General features: G+C 71.9%; 18 protein-coding genes. 6 read left to right on the forward strand and 12 right to left on the reverse strand.

Annotated elements, in window-relative coordinates; genetic code table 11:
• Positions 1-2: 2 nt before the first annotated feature.
• From AB0G11_RS27540 to AB0G11_RS27555, 4 genes are all read right to left on the reverse strand, one after another.
• Positions 3-1,595 (reverse strand): hypothetical protein, encoded by a 1,593-nt coding sequence (locus AB0G11_RS27540; RefSeq protein WP_357589310.1) that lies wholly within the window; start codon positions 1,593-1,595, stop codon positions 3-5.
• Positions 1,592-2,521 carry an ABC transporter ATP-binding protein gene (locus tag AB0G11_RS27545; RefSeq protein ID WP_357589312.1) on the reverse strand — a complete coding sequence of 310 codons (930 nt, stop codon included), beginning with the start codon at positions 2,519-2,521 and terminating at the stop codon, positions 1,592-1,594. The genes AB0G11_RS27540 and AB0G11_RS27545 overlap by 4 nt, the downstream gene beginning before the upstream one ends.
• Positions 2,522-2,613: 92 nt before the next feature.
• A complete protein-coding gene (locus AB0G11_RS27550; protein WP_357589314.1) occupies positions 2,614-3,258 on the reverse strand; it encodes a helix-turn-helix domain-containing protein in 645 nt (214 codons plus the stop codon).
• A 103-nt stretch (positions 3,259-3,361) separates the two neighbouring features.
• Positions 3,362-4,756: a serine hydrolase domain-containing protein gene (locus AB0G11_RS27555; RefSeq protein WP_357589317.1), complete on the reverse strand. Its 1,395-nt coding sequence runs from the start codon at positions 4,754-4,756 to the stop codon at positions 3,362-3,364.
• Between the two features lie 311 nt (positions 4,757-5,067).
• On the opposite strand from AB0G11_RS27555, the gene AB0G11_RS27560 reads away from it, so the two are divergent.
• From AB0G11_RS27560 to AB0G11_RS27575, 4 genes are all read left to right on the forward strand, one after another.
• Complete coding sequence (locus AB0G11_RS27560) at positions 5,068-5,832, forward strand: ATP-binding cassette domain-containing protein (protein WP_219509319.1); 765 nt, start codon at positions 5,068-5,070, stop codon at positions 5,830-5,832.
• A gap of 11 nt (positions 5,833-5,843) precedes the next feature.
• Positions 5,844-6,605: an ABC transporter permease gene (locus AB0G11_RS27565; protein ID WP_219509318.1), complete on the forward strand. Its 762-nt coding sequence runs from the start codon at positions 5,844-5,846 to the stop codon at positions 6,603-6,605.
• A gap of 11 nt (positions 6,606-6,616) precedes the next feature.
• Entirely contained in the window at positions 6,617-7,819 is a 1,203-nt protein-coding gene (locus AB0G11_RS27570) for a cytochrome P450 (RefSeq protein ID WP_357589319.1), read from the forward strand.
• Positions 7,820-7,880: 61 nt separating this feature from the next.
• Positions 7,881-9,026, forward strand: coding sequence for a DUF418 domain-containing protein (locus AB0G11_RS27575; protein WP_219509115.1), 1,146 nt, complete (start codon positions 7,881-7,883; stop codon positions 9,024-9,026).
• Here AB0G11_RS27575 and AB0G11_RS27580 read toward each other — a convergent pair.
• Positions 9,006-9,575: a helix-turn-helix domain-containing protein gene (locus AB0G11_RS27580; protein WP_357589321.1), complete on the reverse strand. Its 570-nt coding sequence runs from the start codon at positions 9,573-9,575 to the stop codon at positions 9,006-9,008. The two genes, AB0G11_RS27575 and AB0G11_RS27580, sit on opposite strands and share 21 nt — an antisense overlap.
• A gap of 59 nt (positions 9,576-9,634) precedes the next feature.
• Here AB0G11_RS27580 and AB0G11_RS27585 point away from each other — a divergent pair, with 59 nt between their 5' ends.
• Positions 9,635-10,990, forward strand: a complete 1,356-nt coding sequence (locus AB0G11_RS27585; protein ID WP_357589323.1) for an erythromycin esterase family protein — start codon at positions 9,635-9,637, stop codon at positions 10,988-10,990.
• Here AB0G11_RS27585 and AB0G11_RS27590 read toward each other — a convergent pair.
• The 7 genes from AB0G11_RS27590 to AB0G11_RS27620 all read right to left on the reverse strand — a co-directional run bounded on the left by AB0G11_RS27590 (position 10,981) and on the right by AB0G11_RS27620 (position 20,459).
• Positions 10,981-11,811, reverse strand: coding sequence for an NAD(P)-dependent oxidoreductase (locus AB0G11_RS27590; protein ID WP_219509113.1), 831 nt, complete (start codon positions 11,809-11,811; stop codon positions 10,981-10,983). The genes AB0G11_RS27585 and AB0G11_RS27590 overlap by 10 nt on opposite strands.
• Positions 11,812-11,815: 4 nt before the next feature.
• Entirely contained in the window at positions 11,816-14,008 is a 2,193-nt protein-coding gene (locus AB0G11_RS27595; protein WP_357589325.1) for an FAD-dependent oxidoreductase, read from the reverse strand.
• A complete protein-coding gene (locus AB0G11_RS27600; RefSeq protein ID WP_357589327.1) occupies positions 14,005-16,257 on the reverse strand; it encodes a hypothetical protein in 2,253 nt (750 codons plus the stop codon). The genes AB0G11_RS27595 and AB0G11_RS27600 overlap by 4 nt, the downstream gene beginning before the upstream one ends.
• 33 nt (positions 16,258-16,290) lie before the next feature.
• A complete protein-coding gene (locus AB0G11_RS27605; protein WP_357589329.1) occupies positions 16,291-17,142 on the reverse strand; it encodes a carbohydrate ABC transporter permease in 852 nt (283 codons plus the stop codon).
• Positions 17,139-17,984: a sugar ABC transporter permease gene (locus AB0G11_RS27610; RefSeq protein WP_219509105.1), complete on the reverse strand. Its 846-nt coding sequence runs from the start codon at positions 17,982-17,984 to the stop codon at positions 17,139-17,141. The genes AB0G11_RS27605 and AB0G11_RS27610 overlap by 4 nt, the downstream gene beginning before the upstream one ends.
• Before the next feature lie 38 nt (positions 17,985-18,022).
• Positions 18,023-19,390, reverse strand: coding sequence for an extracellular solute-binding protein (locus AB0G11_RS27615; RefSeq protein ID WP_357589331.1), 1,368 nt, complete (start codon positions 19,388-19,390; stop codon positions 18,023-18,025).
• Positions 19,391-19,487: 97 nt separating this feature from the next.
• Entirely contained in the window at positions 19,488-20,459 is a 972-nt protein-coding gene (locus AB0G11_RS27620; RefSeq protein ID WP_357589333.1) for a LacI family DNA-binding transcriptional regulator, read from the reverse strand.
• Positions 20,460-20,627: 168 nt separating this feature from the next.
• Here AB0G11_RS27620 and AB0G11_RS27625 point away from each other — a divergent pair, with 168 nt between their 5' ends.
• Complete coding sequence (locus tag AB0G11_RS27625) at positions 20,628-21,764, forward strand: mandelate racemase/muconate lactonizing enzyme family protein (protein ID WP_219509099.1); 1,137 nt, start codon at positions 20,628-20,630, stop codon at positions 21,762-21,764.
• Positions 21,765-22,013: the final 249 nt, after the last annotated feature.

Genomic DNA, 22,013 nt, shown 5'->3' on the forward strand with positions numbered 1-22,013 from the left:
GGCTATCCATCCAGGTCGCGGCGGCGGAACCCGTACAGGCCGAGCAGGGTCACCCCGGCCGCCAGGACGGTGAGCGTCACCAGCGGGGCGGGGGTGAAGCCCTCGATCGGCATCCGCGGGATGTGGTCGAACAGGGACAGGACCTTCAGCGCCGCCGGCAGATCCGTCGCCCAGAACCGGACGAACCCACCGTAGGCGAGCACCGCCCAGGCCACGGCGACGGCCCTGGGCGCGAACCCGTACAGCGCCAGCGTGATCGCCAGGAGCAGCAGGATCTCGGGGGCGCGGGCGAGGACCGCGCCGGTGAGCTCCCCCACGTAGCCGCCGTCGCCCAGCGACAGCGCGGCGCCGGCCCCCAGGGCCAGGCCCGACAGGGCCAGCAGCGTCACCGCCGCGGCGGCGGTCACCAGCAGGGACGAGCCGAGCCAGGCCCACCGGCTGGTCGGCGTGGTCAGCAGCGGGGCGATCCGCCCGCGCACCTCCTCCGTCCGCAGCCTGGTCACCGCCAGGATGGCGAAGATCCCCACGATGAACGACATGCCGACCACCATGAGGCTGAGGTAGCCGCTGAGGACGTCGGGCCCGGCGTCGAGGAAGTCCGTGGCGAGGCCGTCGCGCATCGACCCGGCGAGCGCGCCGAAGACCAGGCCGCCGGCGACCAGCGAGCCGCTCCACCACAGGATGGAGGAGCGCTGCAGGCGCAGGGACAGCGCCGCCGGCGAGCGCAGCCAGCCGGGCGCCGACGCCGGGCCGGGGCGCGTGGCGACCACTCCGGCGCCGAGGTCCCGCCGGGCCGCCAGCGCGTACGCGGCCGTCACGAGGACCGCGGTCAGCGCGGCGGACAGGCCCAGCGGCCACCAGCGCTCGTCCGCCAGCACGCGGGTGAGCTGCGACCACCCCAGCGGGGAGAGCCAGGTCAGCCCGCCGCCCTCGGTGTCCTGGACGGCTCCCGCTCCCCGGATCACCCATACGACGCCCAGCACCCCGCCCGCGATGCCGGCCGCGGCCCGCGCGTGCTCGGTCAGTTGCACGCTCACCGCGGTCACCCCGGCGAAGACGAGCCCCGTCGCCGCCGTGGCCACGGCGAACAGCAGCGCGCTGCCGGCGGGCAGCCCCGCGCCGATCGCCGTGACGGTCATGAGCCCGGCCAGCACGGCGGTGGTGATGACGCTGAGGAGCAGGGCGGCCGTGAGCGGGGCGTGCCGTCCGACGACGGCGGCCCGGATCAGCTCGGCCCGGCCGGTCTGCTCCTCGGCGCGGGTGTGGCGGGCGATGAGCAGGATGTTCATCAGCGCGGCGCCCAGCAGGAACTCCACGAAGTAGACCGCGATCAGGTAGCGCTGGACCGTGAGGTCGCCGGTGCCGTACGAGGGGCCGGTGAACAGCCGCAGCATGGGCACGTCCATCATGTCCATCGTGCGGCGCAGGGCCTCGGGGGTCGGGTTGGTCCTGGCCGCCACGGTGGCGAAGTAGGGCACGAACAGGGCGATGATCAGCGTCCAGGCCGGCAGCTTGATCCGGTCGCGGCGCAGGGCCAGCCCCAGCAGGATGCCGGTGCCGGTCAGCGCGCCGCCCCGGGTCATGGTCGCGCTCATGCCGCCGCCCCGTCGCCGTAGTGGCCCTCGTTGCCGTAGTGACGCTCGTTGCCGTAATGGCGGAGCATGAGCTCCTCAAGCGTCGGCGGGTGGCTGGTCAGCGCCCGGATGCCGAACGCGCCCAGGTGCTTGACGGCGGCGTCGAGGTGTTCGGCGTCCACGCTGAAGCGCACCCGCGCGCCGGAGGCCGTCGCGTCGTGCACGCCGGGCAGGGCGGGCAGGCCGGTGACGGGGGCGGCGGTCTCGGCCTCCACGGTGGTGCGGGTCAGGTGCCGCAGCTCGGCCAGGGTGCCGGCCTGGACGATCCGGCCCTGCCTGATGATGCTGACCCGGTCGGCCAGCTTCTCGACCTGGGCGAGGATGTGGCTGGACAGCAGCACGGTCCGCCCGGCGTCCTTCAGGCCGGCGACGATCTCCTGGAAGACCGCCTCCATGAGCGGGTCCAGCCCGGAGGTCGGCTCGTCCAGGATCAGCAGCTCCACGTCGGAGGCGAAGGCGGCCACGAGGGCGACCTTCTGCCGGTTGCCCTTGGAGTAGGTGCGGCCCTTCTTGGTGGGGTTGAGCTGGAAGGCCGCGATCAGCTCGTCGCGCCGCCCGGCGTCGATGCCGCCGCGCAGCCGGCCGAGCAGGTCGATGGCCTCGCCGCCGGTGAGGTTCGGCCACAGCTCCACGTCGCCGGGCACGTACGCCAGCCGCCGGTGCAGCGCGGTGGCGTCGCTCCAGGGGTCGCCGCCCAGGAGCGTGGCGCGCCCGGCTGTGGCTCGCATGAGGCCCAGCAGGATGCGGATGGTGGTGGACTTGCCCGCCCCGTTGGGGCCGAGGAAGCCGTGGATCTCGCCGCTGCCGACGGAGAGGTCGAGTCCGTCGAGGGCGCGTACCGGCCCGAAGGTCTTGACGAGCCCGGAGGTTTCGATGGCAGGGGTCATGGGTGTGCTCCGGTGGTGTCGATCAGGAGGGGTGGTCCGATCGGGGCGCGATCGCCACGCCCTGCGGCGCGGTCCTATGGGGTACGCGCGCGTCAGGGTGAGGGGTCCCGGAGCTTTTCGAGGGCGTCGCGCAGCGACGCCGCCGCCTCCGGGGTGAGGTGGGGGTGGGAGTAGAGGTCGAGCAGGACCAGGGCGAGCAGGTGCGAGCCCTCGGGCCCGTGGAGGTCGACTCCGAGCCCCCGGGAGATGTGCTGGTGCAGCACGGGGACGGCCAGGCTCATGGCGGTGCCGACGGTGGCGCGGGCCTTCCGGCTGGCGAAGGGCGGGTCGGGGCGGGCCTTGTCGGCCTCCTCCAGCCATTCCTCGGCCATCCGCACCATCTCGTCGAACACGGCCGCGGCGCGCCCTTCGGCCAGGGCGCGGGCGAGGTAGGGCTGGTACGCGCCGAACATCCGCTGGGCGGCGGCGACCGGGTTCGCCTGCCGGGGCGTCGGGTCGGCGCGGGTCTCGTCGTTGAGCCGGCGCAGCGACTTGACGAGGAACTGCTCGCACTCCTCGCGCAGCGCCTCCTTGGAGCCGAAGTGGTGGCGTACCAGCCCTGAGGACACGCCCGCCGCCTCGGCGATCCCGCGGATGGTCGCCCGTTCGAAACCGAGCTCGCCGAACTGCCGCAGCGCGGCGTCGCGGATGCGGGCACGCGCGGTCAGGTCCTCCGGGTCCGCTTCCACCCTCGCCATGACCAAGCCTCCTACTCCGTCGCGCATCTGGCTACACGGCTGGATCGTATACTACACACGTGTGTAGTCATAGAGGTGCCGAGGTTCGGGTGCGGCCCGGTTTCTAGCTGTCGGTGAGACGCAGTTCGCACCAGTGGCTGAGGAAGTTGCCGAGCAGGCCGCCCTGCTCGCCGTCCTTCAGCGCCCGGGCGGCGCCGGTCAGCACGCCGTCCCGCTCGTTGAGGTCCAGGTTGAGCAGCGGCGAGTCGGCCCGCGCGTCCGCCGTGGGGAGCTGCACCGCGAACAGGGCGCGCAGGTCCCACTCCGGGGTGGCGGTGGCCAGCTCGCCCGCCACCGGCTCGCCGCCGTCCAGCGACACCTCCGCCTGCCCGTCCCGCACGCGCAGGACGAGCGGGACGCCGCCCTCGTAGGTGTCGATACGCCCTTCCCAGACGCCCGCGGGGACCGTCATCTCGCGGGCCGGGGCGTCAGCGGGCGGCGGCAGCGATGCCCGGGTGAATCCGGGCACCAGTTCGCCCATGAGATGGACGAGCACCGATTCGCGCACGGCCGCGCCGGTGCGGTTGGTGAGCACGCAGGCGGCCAGCCGCAGTTCGGGCACCACCACGAGCATCGTGGCGACGCCGCCCATGCTTCCGCTGTGGCTCACGACGGTGTGCGCGCCCTGGCGCGAGACGAACCAGCCCAGCCCGTATCCCAGCCCGGGGCCGATCGGCAGGGCGTCCAGCATGGCCGCCCGCGAGTCCCGGCCCAGCACGCCGGGCGCGTCCGCGCAGGACAGCCCGAACATCGCCAGGTCGGTGGCGGTCGCCCAGGCCAGCGTGGCTCCCCGGTGGCTGGTGTCGCAGACCGGGTAGCGGCCGCCGTCGGCGGTGTGCCGCGCCGCCTCCTGGGCGGGGCCCCGGTACTCCGGGCCGATGTGGCAGCTCCGCAGCCCCAGGGGGGTGAAGACGCGATCCCTGACGAAGCCGGCGGGATCCTGGCCGGTGACCGACCGCAGGACGAGGTCCAGGACGCCGTAGCCGAGGTTGGAGTACTCGAAGCCGGAGCCCGGCTCGCGGTACAGCGTGCCGTAGCGCTCGACGGCCTGCCGCGCCGTCACGCTCGGGGCGGGCGCGTAGGCGAAGTCGTAGTGGCTGCCGAGCCCGGCCCGGTGCTGGAGCACCTCGCGCACGGTCGGCTCGCCGTGATCCCGGGGCCGGGCGAGCCGGAGTCCGTCCAGGTGCTTCTCCACCGGGTCGTCGAGGCCGAGCAGCCCTTCCTCTGCGGCCAGGCACACGGCGGTGGCCATCATCGGCTTGGTGATGGAGGCGAGCAGGTAGGCGGTGCCGGTGGTGGCGGGCCGCCCTTCCTCCAGGTCCGCCATGCCGACCGCCTCGGCGTGGACCGGCGCGCCGTCCCGGGCGACGGCGACGGACACCGAGGCGGACGGGGTGGTCGTGAGGACGTGGGCGCAGTGGTCACCGAGCGACTCGAACATCAGGCGAGACACCCCCATCTGTTCGGTTATGTGGCCGTCAAGCGTATCAATCACCCCAAATGCCACTCCTGCTTTGCCAGCTACTCGGTGTTGCTAGATAGCGGTAGTCAGTGTTACTTTGTACCGGTAGTCAGCGTCACCGAGTAGTCGTCGCAACGGCTTCACGAAGGAGGCAGGCGGACATGGCCGACGAGCCGCGCCCTCCGGCACCTGGAGATCGTCACCGGGTCACTGGAGGACAAGAAGCGCTACCGGCAGTACAGGGCCCGCGAGCGTGCCCGCTTCACCAGCGCCGGCGAGCGCGCCGCCCAGGAGGACAGGACCCCGCGATGACGACCCAGGAAACTCAGGCGATCCAGGTGCAGGGCCTGGAGAAGTCGTACAAGGATCTGCACGTGCTGCGCGGCGTGGACTTCACCGTGGCGCGGGGCAGCATCTTCGCCCTGCTCGGCTCCAACGGGGCGGGCAAGACCACCGCCGTGAAGATCCTGTCCACGCTGCTCAAGGCCGACGCCGGGACGGCCCGCGTCAACGGCTTCGACGTCGCCACGCAGGCGCCGGACGTCCGCGAGTCGATCAGCCTCACCGGGCAGTTCGCCGCGGTCGACGAGATCCTCACCGGGCGGGAGAACCTCGTGCTGGTCGCCCGCCTGCGCCACCTCAAGGACCCGGGCGGGATCGCCGACGACCTGCTCGCCCGGTTCTCGCTGACCGACGCCGGCGCGCGCAGGGTCGCCACCTACTCCGGCGGCATGCGCCGCCGCCTGGACATCGCGATGAGCCTGATCGGCCACCCGCCGGTCATCTTCCTCGACGAGCCGACGACCGGCCTCGACCCGCAGGCGCGGATCGAGGTGTGGCAGGCCGTCAGGGAGCTCGCCGCGGGCGGCACCACGGTGCTGCTCACCACCCAGTACCTGGACGAAGCCGAACAACTCGCCGACCGGATCGCGATCCTGCACGAAGGCCGCATCCTGGTCAACGGCACCCTGGAGGAGCTCAAGCGGCTGCTCCCGCCCGCCAAGGTCGAGTACGTCGAGAAGCAGCCGACCCTGGAGGACGTCTTCCTCAGCCTCGTCGGCACGAAAGCCTGAAGGGGACGACCATGAGCAAGCACTTCTTCGGCGACACCGCCGTCCTGCTGGGACGCTCCCTGCGCCACATCGCGCGCAGCCCCGACACCATCATCACGACCGCGATCATGCCGATCGCGATGATGCTGATGTTCGTGTACGTGTTCGGCGGCGCGATCAGGACAGGCTCGGGCTCGTACGTGAACTACATGCTGCCCGGCATCCTGCTCATCACCGTCGCCTCGGGCATCGCCTACACCGCCTACCGGCTGTTCATGGACATGCAGGGCGGCATCTTCGAACGCTTCCAGTCGATGCCCACCGCGCGCTCGTCGGTGCTGTGGGCGCACGTGCTGACCTCGCTGGTCGCCAACCTGATCTCGCTCGCGGTCGTGATGCTGGTGGCCCTGCTGATGGGCTTCCGCTCGGGGGCGGGAGTCCTGGCGTGGCTGTCGGTGGCCGGGATCCTGGTCCTGTTCACGCTGGCGCTGACCTGGATCGCCGTCATCCCGGGCCTGTCGGCCAGGACGATGGAGGGCGCGAGCGCGTTCTCCTACCCGCTGATCTTCCTGCCGTTCCTCAGCTCGGCGTTCGTGCCCACCGACACCATGCCGGGACCGGTGCGCTGGTTCGCCGAGAACCAGCCGGTCACCTCCGTCGTCAACGCCGTCCGCGCCCTGTTCGCCGGCCAGCCGGTCGGCACCGACCTGTGGGTCGCCCTGGCCTGGTGCGCCGGCATCCTCGTCGTCGCCTACGGCTTCGCCATGAACACCTACCGCCGCAAGATCTCCTGAAAGGAGGCGTCATGACCGAACACGCCCTGCCGGCGCTGCCGACCGAGCGCCGGCCCGGCTGCCCCTTCGACCCGCCCCAGGAGCTCGTCGAGGCGCGCGAGCGGAGCCCGATCAGCCGCCTGCCCTTCGCCGACGGGCACCAGGGCCTGCTGGTCACCGGCTACGACCTGGCCCGCTCGATCCTGGCCGACCCGCGCTTCAGCTCCCGCAAGGAGCTCATGAGGCACCACCCGACGATCGACTACGGCGACATCGAGGTCCCGCCCGCGCCGCCCGGCGAGTTCCTGCTGATGGACGAGCCGAGGCACAGCCGCTACCGCAAGCCGCTGGTGGGCCGGTTCACCGTGCGGCGGATGCGGCTGCTGACCGAGCGCGTCGAGCAGGTCACCGCCGCGCACCTGGACGCGATGGAGCAGGCCGGGCCGCCCGCCGACCTGGTGACCGCCTTCGCCAAGCCCATCCCCGCGATCATGATCTGCGAGCTGCTCGGGGTCCCGTACGAGGACCGCGGCTCCTTCCAGGACGACATCGACACGTTCATGAACGGGGAGACCAGCGACGAGGACCTGATCGCGGCCTACACCGCCGTCCAGGAGTACCTCGCCGCCCTGGTGGCCGCCAAGCGCGCCCACCCCACCGACGACGTGCTCAGCGACCTGCTCGACAGTGACCTGACCGACGAGGAACTGCGCGGGATGGCCCTGATCCTGCTGGCCGCCGGGCTCGACACCACCGCCAACATGCTCGCCCTGGGCACGTTCGCGCTGCTGGAGAACCCGGAGCAGCTCGCCGCGCTGCGCGCCGACCCCGCGCTCGCCGGCCCCGCCGTGGAGGAGCTGCTGCGCTACCTCAGCGTGGCCAAGCAGTTCGTGCGGATCGCGCTGGAGGACGTCGAGCTGGGCGGCCACCCGATCAAGGCCGGGACGACGGTCATCCTGTCCCTCTGCACCGCCAACCGCGACCCCGAGCGCTTCCCCGGCCCGCACAGGCTCGACCTGCGCCGCCAGGACGGCGGCCACCTGGCCTTCGGCCACGGCATCCACCAGTGCCTCGGCCAGCAGCTCGCCCGGGTGGAGCTGCGCGTCGCGCTCCCGGCCCTGGTCCAGCGCTTCCCCACGCTGCGCCTGGCCGTGCCCGCCGAACAGGTCGCCCTGCGCCCGGAGATCGCCGACATCTACGGCGTCAAGAGCCTGCCCGTCACCTGGGACGCCTGACCGCCGGCCGGTGACGCACGACGCCGCGGTTCCCTTTTCTCCCCTCTCTCTGGAGTGACCCATGCCCACCGTCCCTTCGGGCAGCGTGCGGGCGCCGTCCCCTGCGCGAGCCCGCGCGCTCGCCCCGGACCTGGCGCGCGGCTTCATGCTGTTGCTGATCGCGCTGGCGCACGCGCCGGTCTTCATCAGCCACGCCGACCTCGGCCCGGCGGCGCTCAACACCTTCGGCCGGTTCCTCAAGGTCTTCGCCGCCGACAACCTGGCGCGCTCGATGTTCGTGTTCCTGTTCGGCTACGGGCTCGGCCAGCTCGCCGCCGGCCGGTTCGCCAAGGGCGACGACTGGCTCGCGGTCCGCAAGCTGCTGCGCCGCCGGGGGTTCTGGCTGCTGGTCATCGGCTTCCTGCACGCGACGCTGCTGGTGCCGCTCGACATCGTCTCCACCTACGGCCTGGCGTTGCTGATCATGGCGCCGATCATGCGGGCCCGTGACTCGGTCCTGCTCTGGACCTCGGCGATCTCCCTGGTGCCCATGACTGGCCTGCTGGCCTGGCAGACCGTACGGGCGCACGCCGCCGAGGTCGCCGGCCACCCCGAGACGCTGCCGTCGATGATGAAGGACGACTTCCCCAGCCAGGTGCTCCTGCACCTGCTGGTGTGGGCGGGGAAGGCTCCGGGGGTGGTCCTGCTCGTGGTGCCCGGCATCACGATCGGCATCTGGGCCGCCCGGCGCCGGATCCTCGACGACCCCGAGCGGCACGTGGCCCTGCTCCGCCGCGTCACCTTCACCTTCCTCGCCCTGGTCGTCGCCGGCCGGCTGCCGATGGCGCTGATCTCGGCGGGCGTCTGGAAGACGGACGCGACCTGGCTGCCCGCGATCGCGCACACGTTCACCGGTCACACCGGCGGCATCGCCCTGGCCGCCGCCGTCGCCCTGGCCGCCGTCAGGATCGGCGGCGCCCACGGCCCGGTCACGACCGCGCTGGCGGCGCTCGGCCGGCGCTCGCTGACCTTCTACCTCTTCCAGTCCGTCGTGTTCGTCGCCCTGTTCTACCCCTTCACGCTGGACCTGGCCGGCGACCTGGGCACCGCCGCCGTCATCGCCGTCGGCGTGGCGGTCTGGCTGGTCTCGATCGTGCTGGCCGACTGGATGCGCCGCATCGGCCACCGGGGCCCGTTCGAGATCGCCCTACGCCGGCTGTCCCGCTGATCCCCGCGGGCCGTCCTCGTCCGGCTGCCCGGCCGGGAAGAAGATCGCGCTGATCATGTGCGGGCGGCGCCCCGGCGCGGGCCCGTTCCCCGCCCGGGCTCTGAGCACCGCCAGCAGCTCACCCGCGACGTCCTCCATCTCCTCCGGGCTGAGCCACAGCGTCCCCTGCCGGTACCCCACCCGGTCCGCGGCCGGGTCGGCTCCCGGCCGGTCGAGGTAGGCGTTGAACTCGGCGAGCAGCGCCGCCACGGCCACCGCGAACCCGTGACGGTGATCGTCGTTCGACATGGCCCGGGCCGTGTCGAGGCCGACGTGGAGGGCGTCGTGCCGCAGGCGGTAGTGGCGCTCGATCATCCCGCGCACCCGCTGCTCGCCGGCGACCTCCAGCAGCCCGGCGTCGGCGAGCATGCCGACATGCCGGTACAGGGTCGTCCTGGGCACGTCGGGCAGGCCTTCGCACAGGTCGGACGTGGTCCGGACGCGTCCGCCCGACAGGGCCCACATGATGCGCAGCCGGATCGGATGCAAGATCAGCTCAAGCGTGTCCACGAATCAATACTCCCATAAATGGTACTGTTCCCAAACTTGGGAGAATTGAGAGGGTGTCGATGGCCACGCACACGACCACACCACCGGCCCGCCTCAGCGACGCGGCGGTGATCCCCCTGCGCACGCTCGATCCGGCCGCCGCGCTGGACGACCTGGAATGGCTGGACGAGGCGATCGGGGACGCGCGGGTGGTGGCGATCGGCGAGAGCGCGCACTACAACCGCGAGTCCTACGAACTGCGCCACCGCCTCCTGCGCCACCTGGCCGAGCGCCACGGTTTCGGCGCCTACGCGATGGAGACCGGTTTCACCGAAGGATGGCGGGCTGACGCCTGGGTCCGCGGCGGCGGCGACCGGCTCGGCGAGGTCATGGCGGACGGTCTGACCTCGCTGATGGGCCTGTGGCGGCAGATGGGCGCCCACCTGGAGTGGATGCGCGGGCACAACGCCTCCGCCGAGCGCCCGATCGGCTTCCACGGCATCGACCTGGGCGGCCACAACGCCTCGCTGATCCCCGCCCTGGACGCCGTGCTCGCCTTCCTCGCGCACGCCGATCACGGCTTCGAGGCCGACCCGGCCGTCCGGGAGACGGCCTCGGCCTTCGCCGCGACGTCCCCGTTCGCCGCGCCCGCGACCATGGCCGCCTACGCGCAGCTTCGGCCGGAGACCGGGAACGCGCTGACGGCGGGCCTCGCCGGCCTCGCCGCGCGCATGCGGGGCCGGCGGCTGGAGTACGTCAGGCGCACGACCACCGAGGCGTACGAGCGAGCGCTGCGCTCCCTGCGCCACGCGCTCACCCTGGACTCCGTCATCCGCGGCATGACCGGCGGTGACCAGCGGAGCGTGCTCTACAACCGCGACGCCGAGATCGCCGGCACCGTCGAGGAGATCCTGCGCGGGCACGACCGGATCGTCCTGGCCGCCCACAACGCCCACGTCCAGCGCGGGCCCGCCGTGCTGCCGGGCATGGACCCCGTGACCCCGCTGGGCCTGCACCTGGCGGACCGGCTGGGCGAGGACTACCTGGTCATCGGCGTCACGTCGGGCACCGGCCACATGCTCAACGCCGACGCCGCCGCGTTCATGGCAGGCGCCCTGTTCGCGCCGATGCCCGCCCCGGAGCCCGGCAGCCTCGACGCCCTCATGCACGCCTGCCACGACGGCCCCTTCGCGGCCGACCTTCGGCGGCTGTCGCCCGCCGACGCCGGCGCCGTGCGGGCCGCGGCCACGCAACGCGCCGGTCTCGGCGCCTTCTACGCGCCGGTGAACGCGCTGGAGGCGTACGACATCGTCGTCCACCTGCCCCACGTCACCGGCGCCGACCCGGACGAGGCCGCGCTGGCCTGCTCGCCCCCGGAGGTGCGGGAGGTGTTCTCCCGCTACGCCTCCGGCAGGGCGGCCCCGCGTCACACGTGAAGCTCCGCGGCGAAGCCGAGGACGGCGGCGGCCCTGGTCAGGTCCAGCGGGACCGTGCGCCCGGGCAGCCGGCGGCGGAGCTCGGCCGTGGGGTGGAACCTGCGGAGCAGCTCCTCCGTGGGGTGGGAGACCAGGGTTTGCGGCGCGGCCACGGTGATGACGTGGAAGCCGTCCGGGCCGAGGCCGGCCAGGCACGCCCGCGCCGCGTCGCGGGTCTCCAGGTAGGCCCACAGGCCGGGCGCGTGCAGGCCGGGGTCCAGCTCGCACCTTCGCGCGAAGTCGAGCAGGCGCTCGTCGAAGCCGCCGACGTACGGCAGGCGCAGGACGACCACCGACATGCCGAAGCGCCGCGCCATCGTCCGGGCGGTCAGCTCGTCGACCTGTTTCGACAGCGCGTAGGGGTCCTCGGACTGTGACGGCTGCTCCTCGTCCACCGGGACGTACGGCGGGTGGAGGGTGCGCGCGGCGAACGGCAGTCCGGAGATCGCCGTGCTGCCCGCCGTGCACACCCGCCGGATCCCGGCCCGGCCCGCCTGTTCCAGCACGGTGCAGGTGGCCTGCGTGTTGGTGGCGAACACCACCTCGGCCGGATGCCGCTCGGGAGTGGGGATCGCCGCGAGGTGGACGACGGCGTCGGCACCGTCGAGCGCGCGGCGCACGGCGTGCGGATCCGTCGCGCTGCCCTCGACGACCCGGTCGGCCTTCAGGTCGCCCGGATCGTCCAGCACGAGGGCACTGGCCGCGATCCCCCGCCGGTCGAGCAGGTCGAGCACGGCCCGGCCGATGCGGCCCGCGGCGCCGGTGACCAGGACACGTCGCATGCCTCTACTCATACACGCGCACCGCCACGACATGGGCGTACGGCGTCCCGTTGGCGGAGTCGACCACGATCCGCAGCGCGTCGGCGGTGACCGCGCCGAGGTCGTGGACGTTGCGGCGCCGGCGGTTGTCGCGCACCTCGGCCACCGTCCGCCAGCGGCCGTCCTGCCGCGCCTCCAGCCGGTAGTCGCGGATCAGCGTCGGCATGACCTCGAACGGCGTGCGGTGGTGGTGCAGGTTGATCAGGTCCTCGTTCACGTCGTCGTCGGCCAGCAGGTCGACGCGGCCGATCGGCACCGGCGCGGGCCAGGTCAGTTCGAGGGTGGCGGGCAGCTCGCCCGACACCCACATGTGCGGTCCGGCGTGCGGGCGCTGGAAGCCGTCGAGCGCCCGGGACGGCGTGAACGCGCGGGTCGGGCCGGCGCGGAAGCAGAAGGTGCGGCGCAGCAGTCCGGCGTCGGTCCACTCGCGCAGGAGCTGCGGCGCCTCGTCCTGGGGGCGCAGCGGGACCCGGGTGAAGCAGAGCACGCCGGGGGTCGGCCGGTCGGCGACGTGCAGGCAGACGTCGGGGTTCGCGCGGACCAGCAGGAACGCGTTCTGCGCCTGATCCGGCCGGAAGGACGGCTCTACCCGGACCCACTGGTTCTTCCCGGGCTCCACCACGACGCGATGCGTGGAGATCAGGCGCCGCGGCACGTAGTTCTGGCCCAGCACCGGGTCGTAGAGGTCCACGACCAGCTCGGTCGCGGCGGCCGCGTCCAGCAGGAGCTCGACGGCGTCCAGCGCCGGGTCCACCGGCAGGACCAGCCCGGCGTCGGCCGCCAGCGGCCACGCCTCGGCCGGCGTCTCCACCTCCAGCAGGGACAACGTGCTCGACGCGGTCGCGGCGGCCGTACGGGCGAGGTCGGCGGGGTCCTCGTACGGCACGCCGATGATCGAGCCGTCCTCCCGCAGGAGCGCCGTCCGCAGGTCGCGCGCGTCCAGCTCCCTCGGCGCGACCCCGGCGGCCACGCACAGGGCGGCCGCGGTGCCGGCCGCCTGGCCGATCGTGGCGCAGGTGGCCATGACCCTGGTCGAGCCGAACGCCACGTGCGACGCCGAGATGTTGCGCCCGGCCATGAGCAGGTTCGGCACGTCGCGCGAGTACAGGCAGCGGTAGGGGATGTGGTAGATCCCGTCGGCGTAGCGCTGCCGGGCGCCGTCCTCCTTCGCGTACATGCCCTGCGGCGGGTGCAGGTCGATCGACCACCCGCCGAAGGCGACCCGGTCGTCGAACGGCGTCTGGCCCAGCACGTCGTGCTGCGTGAGCACGTGGTCGCCGAGGAAGCGGCGGTACTCCCGCTTGCCCGGCAGCGCGCCCACCCACTCCAGGGTCATGGTCTCCGCGTCGAACCTGCCCGAGTTCTTGATGTGGTCCCAGATGCCGTAGATGACCGACCACAGCTCGTCGCGGATGCGGTCGTTGTCGTGCACGGTGTCCAGCTCGCCGCCGAACTCGATCCACCAGTAGGCGCAGCCGTTGTCGCCCGCCCTGATGATGCGCCGCTCGGGGATCGACGTCGTGGTGATGTCCTTGGCGAAGCTCGGCGGGACGTAGCGGACCGGCTCGCCCGCGTCCTTGGTGTAGAACAGCAGCGTGCTGCCGAGCGTGATGGCGTCCGGCTCCTCGGGCGCCCACGGCTCGCCGTACTCCGCGCGGCCCTCGCGGCCGATCCGGTGGCTCGCGCCGGCCAGGTGGCCGACCAGCCCGTCACCGGTGCAGTCGAGGAACATCGGCGAGGCGAAGGTGATCAGCCGTTCGGAGCCCATCATCCAGCCGGTCACCGAGCGGATCCGGCCCTCCTCGCACGCCACCTCGCGCACGTCGGTGTTGAGGAACAGCGCGATGTTCGGCTCCTGCCGGACGAGGTCGAGCACGGTCGTGTCCCAGAAGTACGGGTTGCCGTGCGGGTTCCGGTACTGGTTCTCCAGGAACAGCTCGCCCATGATGCCGCCCTCGCGGGCGTGGTGGTTCTTGCCGTGCCCGGTCGCGCCGACCACCCAGACCCGCACCTCACTGCTGGAGTTGCCGCCGAGGACGGGCCGGTTGGTGACCAGGGCGACCGTGCGGCCCAGCCGGGCCGCGGCGACGGCGGCGCTGACACCGGCCAGGCCGCCGCCGACCACGGTCACGTCGTGCGAAAGGGTTTCCGATCTCATAGCTCCAGCCCGTAGTAGAGACGCGGGGCGCCGTCCAGCGTGACCTGGGCGCGGCGGCCCCTGGCGGTGATCGTGCGCTCCTGCCCGATGCAGTCGATCTCCCGGACCGTCCGGCCCGAGGTCTTCAGCGACACGCGGGTCTTGGTCGGCCAGTGGTCGACCCAGGCTTCCGGGTGCGGGTACCACTGGCCGTCGCCGTGGTCGCGGTTCAGGATGTAGCCGTCCTTGCGGCTCCACAGGATCGCCAGCCTGCCCCGCGGCGTGTCGAACAGCAGGCCCTTCAGGTCGGGGTCGGCGAAGGTGAGCCAGCGTTCGAAGGTCGCGCCCTCCAGGTGGCGGGTCGCCGTGGCGAACGCGAGCAGCGCCGGCTTGGTGCTGGTGTCGCGGTTCAGCAGTCCGAAGTGGTATTCGGGGTTGCCGGGGTCGGCTTCCTGCGGGTGGTGGATGGTGCTGTCGTGGGGCTGGTACCAGTTGACGCCGTCCACGCCCTCCGACAGGCAGAGCGCGAGCTGCAGCAGCGTGTTCTCGGCGGCCTGCCGGTGGGTGTCGTTCCACCAGTGGTTGGGCCGGGTGCAGGCGTACACCTCGGTCAGCCACAGCTCCTTGCCGCCGCCGTATTCGTCGAGGGTCTGCCTGGCCTTGCGCAGCGCGCCGAGGAAGTTCCAGTAGGAGCCGTTGGAGCCCTGCTCCCACTCCTCCGGCGGCGGCGCGTAGTCGGCGGTGAAGTTGCCCCGGCCCGGGTGGAAGGCGAAGGCGTCGATCAGGTCCCAGCCGCCGGCCGCGTGGAAGTTGGTCGTCCAGCGGTGGTCCATGCCGCCCAGCCCGCAGTTCATCAGCTTGATGCCGGAGTCCTTGAGCCGGTCGTGGATGGGCTTCAGGCCGTCGCGTACGTACTCCGCCGCCTTCTGCCCGGACATCCAGGGCTGGTTCAGCTCGTTGGCCACCTCGAAGTAGGCGGCGCCCGACTGCTTGGCGATCGCCGCCCGGTCGTCGGCCCAGGCGGCGATCTGCTGCGCCGTGCCGTTGAAGATGACGCCGCCGAGCTGGACGTTGTGCTTGATGCCGAGCGCGTCGAGCTCGGCGGGCGGGATGCCGGGCGCGCCGTCGTAGGCGATGCGCACCCACGTGACGCCGAGCTTGCGCATCAGCCGGCCGATCTGCTGCTTGCCGGGGACCAGGAGCCAGGTGTAGTTCGCGATGCCGAACTTGCCGTCGCCGCGGTAGGCGTACGGCTTGAGCGTGGCCAGGTTCGTCCGCGCGAACGCCTCCTCGCTTCCGGAGGTGGCTCTGACCTCGGTGAACACGATGCCCTGCGCGGGGCCGCGCACGGTGAACGTCTCCTGCCACGCGCCGCCGGGTTCGACGGTCCTGCTGAGCGTGCCGGTGCCGAGGACGGCGCCGCCGAAGTCGCGGGCCCACCAGGTGAGGGTGACCGGCTTGGCGGCCGGGCCGCCGTTGACCACCTGGGCGTTGACCGCCAGGGTCGCGAAGGGCTCGTAGAGGCCGAAGGGCTGCTCGCTCCACACGTCCACGCCGAGCGGGGCCGCGGTCGCCACGGCGTTGGCGGCGCCGGGCCGCATGTCGCCGAGCACCAGCTCCACCCGGGTCGTCCCGTCGGCGTCGGCCGGCGCGTGGATCCAGGTGGCGTTGGTGAACGACGGCCGGGAGGCCGCCAGCCGGAAGCAGGCGCTGGTGCCGTCCCACGTCTCCTGGTAGAGCGAGCCCGCGTTGATCTCGTACGGGACGCCGCCGCGCGGGTCCTTCGTCCAGACCGTGGCGGGCACGTACCGCTCCGGGGCGGTGTTGCCGATGAGGGCGCGGGAGAACATGTAGCCGCCGGGGGTCAGGGTGGTGCTGCCGGTCACCTCCCAGCGCAGGCTCGCCCGGCGGGCGGCGACGGTGAACGTGCCGCGCACGGTCACCGCCGAGGCGCCGGCCGACATCCTGTAGGCGACCTGGAGCGCGGGGCGGCCGTCCACGGTGGTCAGGCTGGGCGTGCCGCCGAACGTGCGCTGCTGGCCGAGCACGCTGTCCTTGATCATGAAGTGGCCGATCCTGAGACGATCGGTCCCGGAGCCGTCGCGGACCAGGATCGAGCCGTCGGCCTCGGCGACGAGCGTGATGCCGTCGGCGGTGATCGAGAGGCTGCCAGCATCGGCATCGGCGTGGGCGGGGGTGATGGTGAGCGCGGAGGCCGCGCCGGTGATCGCGGCGGCCTGGATGAGGGTGCGGCGGGAGACTTCAGGCATGGGGGGACTGCCTTTCGTGATCGGCGTTGCGGGTCAGCCTTTGACGCCGGTGAAGCCGAGTCCGGCGACGACGTACTTCTGGAAGACGAGGAAGAGCAGGACCGGCGGGGCCAGGGCCATCGCCATGCTGGCGATGAGGATGTCCTGCGGCGCCTGGTCGGCCAGCGTGGCCAGGGCGACGCTGATGGGCTGCTTGGCCGGGTCGGTGATGGCCACCAGCGGCCAGATGAAGTCCTTCCAGCTGTGCATGATCGCGATCAGGCTGATGACGGCCAGGATCGGCCGGCTCATCGGCAGCACGATCCTGGTCAGGAGCTGCCAGGAGTTGGCGCCGTCGACCCTGGCCGCGGCGAACAGCTCGGGCGGCAGCGCGTCGAAGAAGCGCTTGGCCAGCAGGACGTTGAAGGCGCTGGCTCCGGCGGGCAGCCAGATCGCCCAGTAGGAGTCGACCAGGCCCAGGTCGATGATGGTCAGGAAGAGGCTGGTCATGGAGACCGTGTAGGGGACGAACATGGTGGCGAGGATCGCGCCGTAGATCACGGTGCCGAGCCGGGGTCTCAGCACCGACAGGGCGTAGCCGGCGGTGACCGCGACGACGAGCTGCACGGCCCAGGAGCCGCCGACGACCTGGAGGGTGTTGAGCAGGTAGTGGCCGATGCCCAGGTCGTTCCACGCGGTGCCGAAGTTCTCCGGCCGGGGGTCGCCGGGCCACAGCTGGAGCGGTTCGGCGATCAGGTCGGTGGCCGGCGAGACCGCGCCCTTGACGGTCATGTAGAGCGGGCCGATGCCGATCACCGCCAGGGCGGCCAGGGTGAGCCACTGGACCGTGCGCACCGCGGCCCTGACGGCCGGGCGGCGCTCCTCGACGTGGGAGATCAGGCTCATGCGGAACTCCAGCTGCGGGTGGCCCGCAGGTAGATCGTGGACAGCAGGCCGAGGAAGATCGCCAGGAGGAAGGCGAGCGCGGCGGCCTGGCCGTAGTCGCCGTCGCGGAAGGCGTACCTGAAGATCAGCAGGAGGACCGTGAGCGTGCTGTTCTCCGGGCCGCCGTCGGTGAACACGTACGGTTCGGTGAACACCTGGGTGGTGCTGACCAGCTGCAGGAGCAGCAGCAGGCCGATGGTGGGGCGGAGCTGGGGCAGGGTGATGTGCCACAGCCTGCGCGCGATCGACGCGCCGTCCATCTGCGCCGCCTCGTAGAGCTCGGCGGGGATGGTGACCAGCGCGGCCAGGTAGATGAGGACCGTGCTGCCCATCCAGGCCCAGGTGGACTGGATGACCAGGCTGAGCATGGCGGTCCTGGGCGACTCCAGCCAGGGGAAGGGGCCCAGGCCGGCCAGGCCCAGCAGCTCGTTGAACAGCCCGTGGCCGGGGTCGTAGAACCACTTCCACAGCAGGATCGCCACCACCGGCGGGATCACCACCGGGAGGTAGACGAGGAAGCGGTAGATCCCCGCGCCCTTGCGCACCGTCGACATGACGGTGGCCAGGATCAGCGGCGCGGGGAACCCGATCAGCAGGCCGAGCCCGACGAACAGCAGGGTGTTGGCGATCGCCGTGGACAGCAGCGGGTCCCGCAGGAGCGCGGTGAAGTTGTCCAGTCCCACCCAGGTGGCGGGGTCGACCAGGTTCGTCTCCTGGAAGGAGATCAGCAGTCCCCTGATCATCGGCCAGTAGGAGAACGCCCCGAAGGCGACGAAGGCCGGGATGAGGAAGAGGAACGCCATGACGGGGTTCCCCCGCCTCCTGGCGTGTGGCGCCACGGTCACTGCCGGCTCGCGGCGAGCTTGGTGTTGACGTCGGTCTCCGCCTGGGCCAGGAGGGCGCTGACGTCGGCGTCCTTGTCGGTCAGGACGGCCTGCACCACGCTGTCGAGCACGGCGTAGACGGCCTGGGCCTGCACCGGGGGCTCGGCGCGGAGTTCGAGCTCGGGCGTGCCCTCGACCCACGGCCGGAAGTGCTCGAGCTTGACGTTCACGTACGGCTTGACGGCCTCGTCGATCTTGGCCTGCTGGGCCTCGTCGAACATCGGCAGCGTCGGCACGCCCACGGCGGCGTTCGGGTCGGCCGCCAGCGCCTTGGCCCGCTCGGCGGCGGCGGCGGTGTCGTACTGCGGCTGGGCGTAGGCGAACAGCAGCCACTTCACGGCCGCGGCCGTCTTCTCCGCGGAGGCCGATCTGGGCACCATGTAGACGTCGCCGCCGGTCATCGTGGCGTTCCCGCCCGCCTGGGGCATCGGGCCGACGCCGAACGCGTCGGTGTCCTTCATGCCGTAGGTCATCTTGGCCAGCCGGTAGGTGCCGGGCGTGCCCAGGTACATGCCGATCTCGCCGGCGGCGAACCGTTTGATCACGTCGTTCTGGTCGATGAGCTGGTTGTCGCCCATGGAGTCGTCGCTCCAGCGCATCTCCTTGAGCAGGGTCAGGGCCTGGCGTGCCGGCTCGGCGTTGAAGGCCGCCACCCACGAGCCGCCGTCCTGCTTCTCCATGTCGCCGCCGAAGGCGTAGGTGAGCTTCGTGAGCTGCCAGCCGCCCTGGTTGTTCTTGGACTCGTGCACGAACCCGGCCTTGCCGGTCTTCTCGGCGATCCGCCTGGCGTGGTCGCGGACCTCGTCCCAGGTCGCCGGCGGCCGGTCGGGGTCGAGGCCGGCCTTCTCGAACAGGTCGCGGTTGTAGACGAGTCCCATCGCGAACGGCGACTGGGGCACGCCGTACACCTGGCCGGCGCTGTCGCTCAGCGGCCGCAGCACCTGCGGGTTGAACTCCTTGTAGTGCGGCCACCTGGCCAGCTCCGCGGTGAGCGGCTTGACCTGCTTGCGGGCGATGAGCCCCTGCGGCTCGGTGAGCGGCACCTTGATCACGTCCTCGACCTTGCCGCCGGCCAGCTTGGCGGAGAACGTCAGCGGGTCGTAGTCGGCCGAGGAGCCTTCGACGGCGATGCCGGGGTTCTGCTTCTCGAAGTCGGCTGCCATCTTCTCGAACGCGGCCAGGCCCGGCTTGTCGGTCGCCGGCGGCATGCCCTGGACCCTGAGGGTGATGGTGCCGGACTCCTGACCGGAACCGGAGGACGAGCCGCACGCGGCGAGGGCCGTGGCCAGGGCGGCGACGCCGAGGGCAGCGGTGGTCTTCTTCATCTGAACTCCCGCATTCAGGTCATAGCAGGATGAATGGTGTTAAAGATGGCATGACGGGATGGCGGTACGGCACGCCGCACCGCGGGAGACCCTTCGGTCAGTGACGCACGGGCCCGGTCGAGGATCTGGGGATGAGCCGGGAGCCGATCTCCACCACACGCCCGCCGCCCCGCTCGGCGATGGTGTCGAGCAGCAGGTCGGTGGCCTGGGTGGCGAGCTCCTCGGCCGAGATGCGGATGGTGGTCAGCGACGGGGTGGAGGTCTCGGCCAGCAGCGTGTCGTCTATGCCGATCACGCTGACGTCGCCCGGCACGCTGACGCCGAGCTTGGCGAGCTGGTGCAGCACGCCGAGCGCGACCAGGTCGTTGTGGGCGAGCACCGCGGTGGCCCCCGAGGAGGTGACCAGGGTGGCGGCGTGCACGCCGGTCTCGAAGCGCGGCTCGTACGGGCCGAACTCGACGAGGGACAGGCCGTGCGCCTCGAACGCCTCCTTTATCGACTTGCCCCGGCTGAGCTCGGGCCGCGAGCCGTTGACGAAGACGCAGCGGGAGTGGCCGTAGGCCTTCAGGTGCTCGGCCGCCTGGGAGATGCCGGCGGTCAGCGAGATGTGGACCTCCGGGATGCCGGGCACGTGCCGGTTCACCAGCACCACCGGCATGGTCGCGGCCAGCTCGGCGAGCCGGTCCTCGGCCAGGGTGGAGGCCCACAGGATCATGCCGTCCACCCGCTTGGAGACCGCGGCGATGGTCTCCAGCTCGTCGGACTCCCGCTCGTCGGTGTCGGCGGCGAGCACGGTGTAGCCGAGCCTCCTGGCGCGGGCCTGCATCGCCTTCATGATCGGCGGGAAGAACGGGTTGGCGATGTCGGGGATGATCAGCCCGAGCGACTCGGTCTTCCCGCCGCGCAGCGAGCGGGCCGCCGGGTTGGGCGCGTAGCCCAGTTGCGCGGCGGCGTCCCTGATGCGCCGCAGGGTCTGCGGCTGCACCTGGTCGGGGGCGGTGAACGCGCGGGAGACGGTCGAGACCGACACCCCCGCCGCCTGCGCCACCTGCCGGATCGTCACTGCCACGCCGCCCTCCTCGTCATCGGTACGGAGGATGCTCGCAAACGTTCCCGGGAACCGTCAAGAGTGTTCTTCACCTTTCTGACCGGCCCGAATCCGCCCCTGGTCAATCCAGTCGGGATGTTGCATGATTTGTTGCGAAAATCCCGGTAACGTTCTCATTGGAGTTCGCCTGTGAAGATCACTGGTTGGGAAGTGCTCACCCTCCCCGAGCACGGCGACAGCATGATGCTCGTCGTCATCGACACCGACGAGGGCGTGCACGGCATCGGCGAGGTGGGCATCCGATCACGGCAGAAGGCGGTCGCCGGGGCGATCGACCACCTGGGCGACCTGCTGCTCGGCGAGGACCCCGCCAGGATCGAGCACCTGTGGCAGGTGATGTTCCGCCGCGGCTTCTTCCCCGCCGACCGGATCCTGTCCTCCGCCATCGCCGCGATCGACGTCGCGCTGTGGGACATCCGGGGCAAGACGCTGGGCGTGCCGGTCTACGAGCTGTTCGGCGGGCGGGTGCGCGACCACGTCCCCGCCTACGCGCACCTGGGGGACGACTACCACGACCTCGACGCGTTCCTGGACCGGGCCAGGGTGCTCATCGCGGACGGCTGGCGGCACCTGCGCTTCGCCGTGCCCCACGACCGCGACGGCACGCTCGACCAGCGCGCCTCGATGCGCTGGGGCATCGAGCTGTTCCACGCCGTACGCCAGGCCGTCGGCGACGACGTGGAGCTGATCCTCGACGTGCACACGCGGCTCGACCTGCCCGAGGCCGTGACGCTGTGCCGCGAGATCGAGTCGGCCAAGCCGTACTTCGTGGAGGACCCGCTGCGCTGCGAGAGCCTCGAGGTGTACCGGTCGCTGCGATCGCGCACGGCGGTGCCGCTCGCGGCGGGCGAGCAGCTCGGGTCCAAATGGGAGTTCCAGCGCCTCGTCGAGCAGGACCTGGTCGACTACGCCCGGGTGGACGTCGCCGTGGCGGCCGGGCTCACCGAGGCCAGGAAGATCGCCGCGATGTGCGAGACGCACTACGTCAAGCTGGCCACCCACAACCCGCTCGGCCCGGTCACCGCCGCCTCCTCGCTGCACCTGAACCTGGCCTCGCCGTACGTCGGCGTGCAGGAGCACCAGGCGCTGCCCGAGCTGGCCGACGTCTTCACCGCCCGGCCCGTGGTGCGCGGCGGCCGTTTCGCCATCCCCGACCTGCCCGGTCTGGGCGTCGACCTCGATCGCGCCCGGGCCCGCGCCTACCAGGCCACGGCCGCCGAACGCCCCCACCTGCGCACCCCCGACGGCGCCTTCACCAACTGGTGATCGCGCCTCTACCCGGCCCTGCGGGCGCGGACGAGCACGAAGGTCCCGAGCCGGGCAGCCAGGAGGACCAGCGCCAGAACGGCGAGACCCTGCCGGCCGAGCACGCAGGCGGCCGGGGTGACGGGCTTCTGCGTGTCATGCCCCCATCATCCCCGGGCGGGGGCGGGGGCGGGACGGCAAAGAGACGGGAAGGAACGGGGCCGGGTGGGCTACGGCCCGAGCGGGGCGGGGTAGGCCCTCACAGGCCGG

Source organism: Nonomuraea sp. NPDC023979 (assembly GCF_040639085.1).
In the GTDB taxonomy this organism is placed as follows: Bacteria; Actinomycetota; Actinomycetes; order Streptosporangiales; family Streptosporangiaceae; genus Nonomuraea; species Nonomuraea ceibae.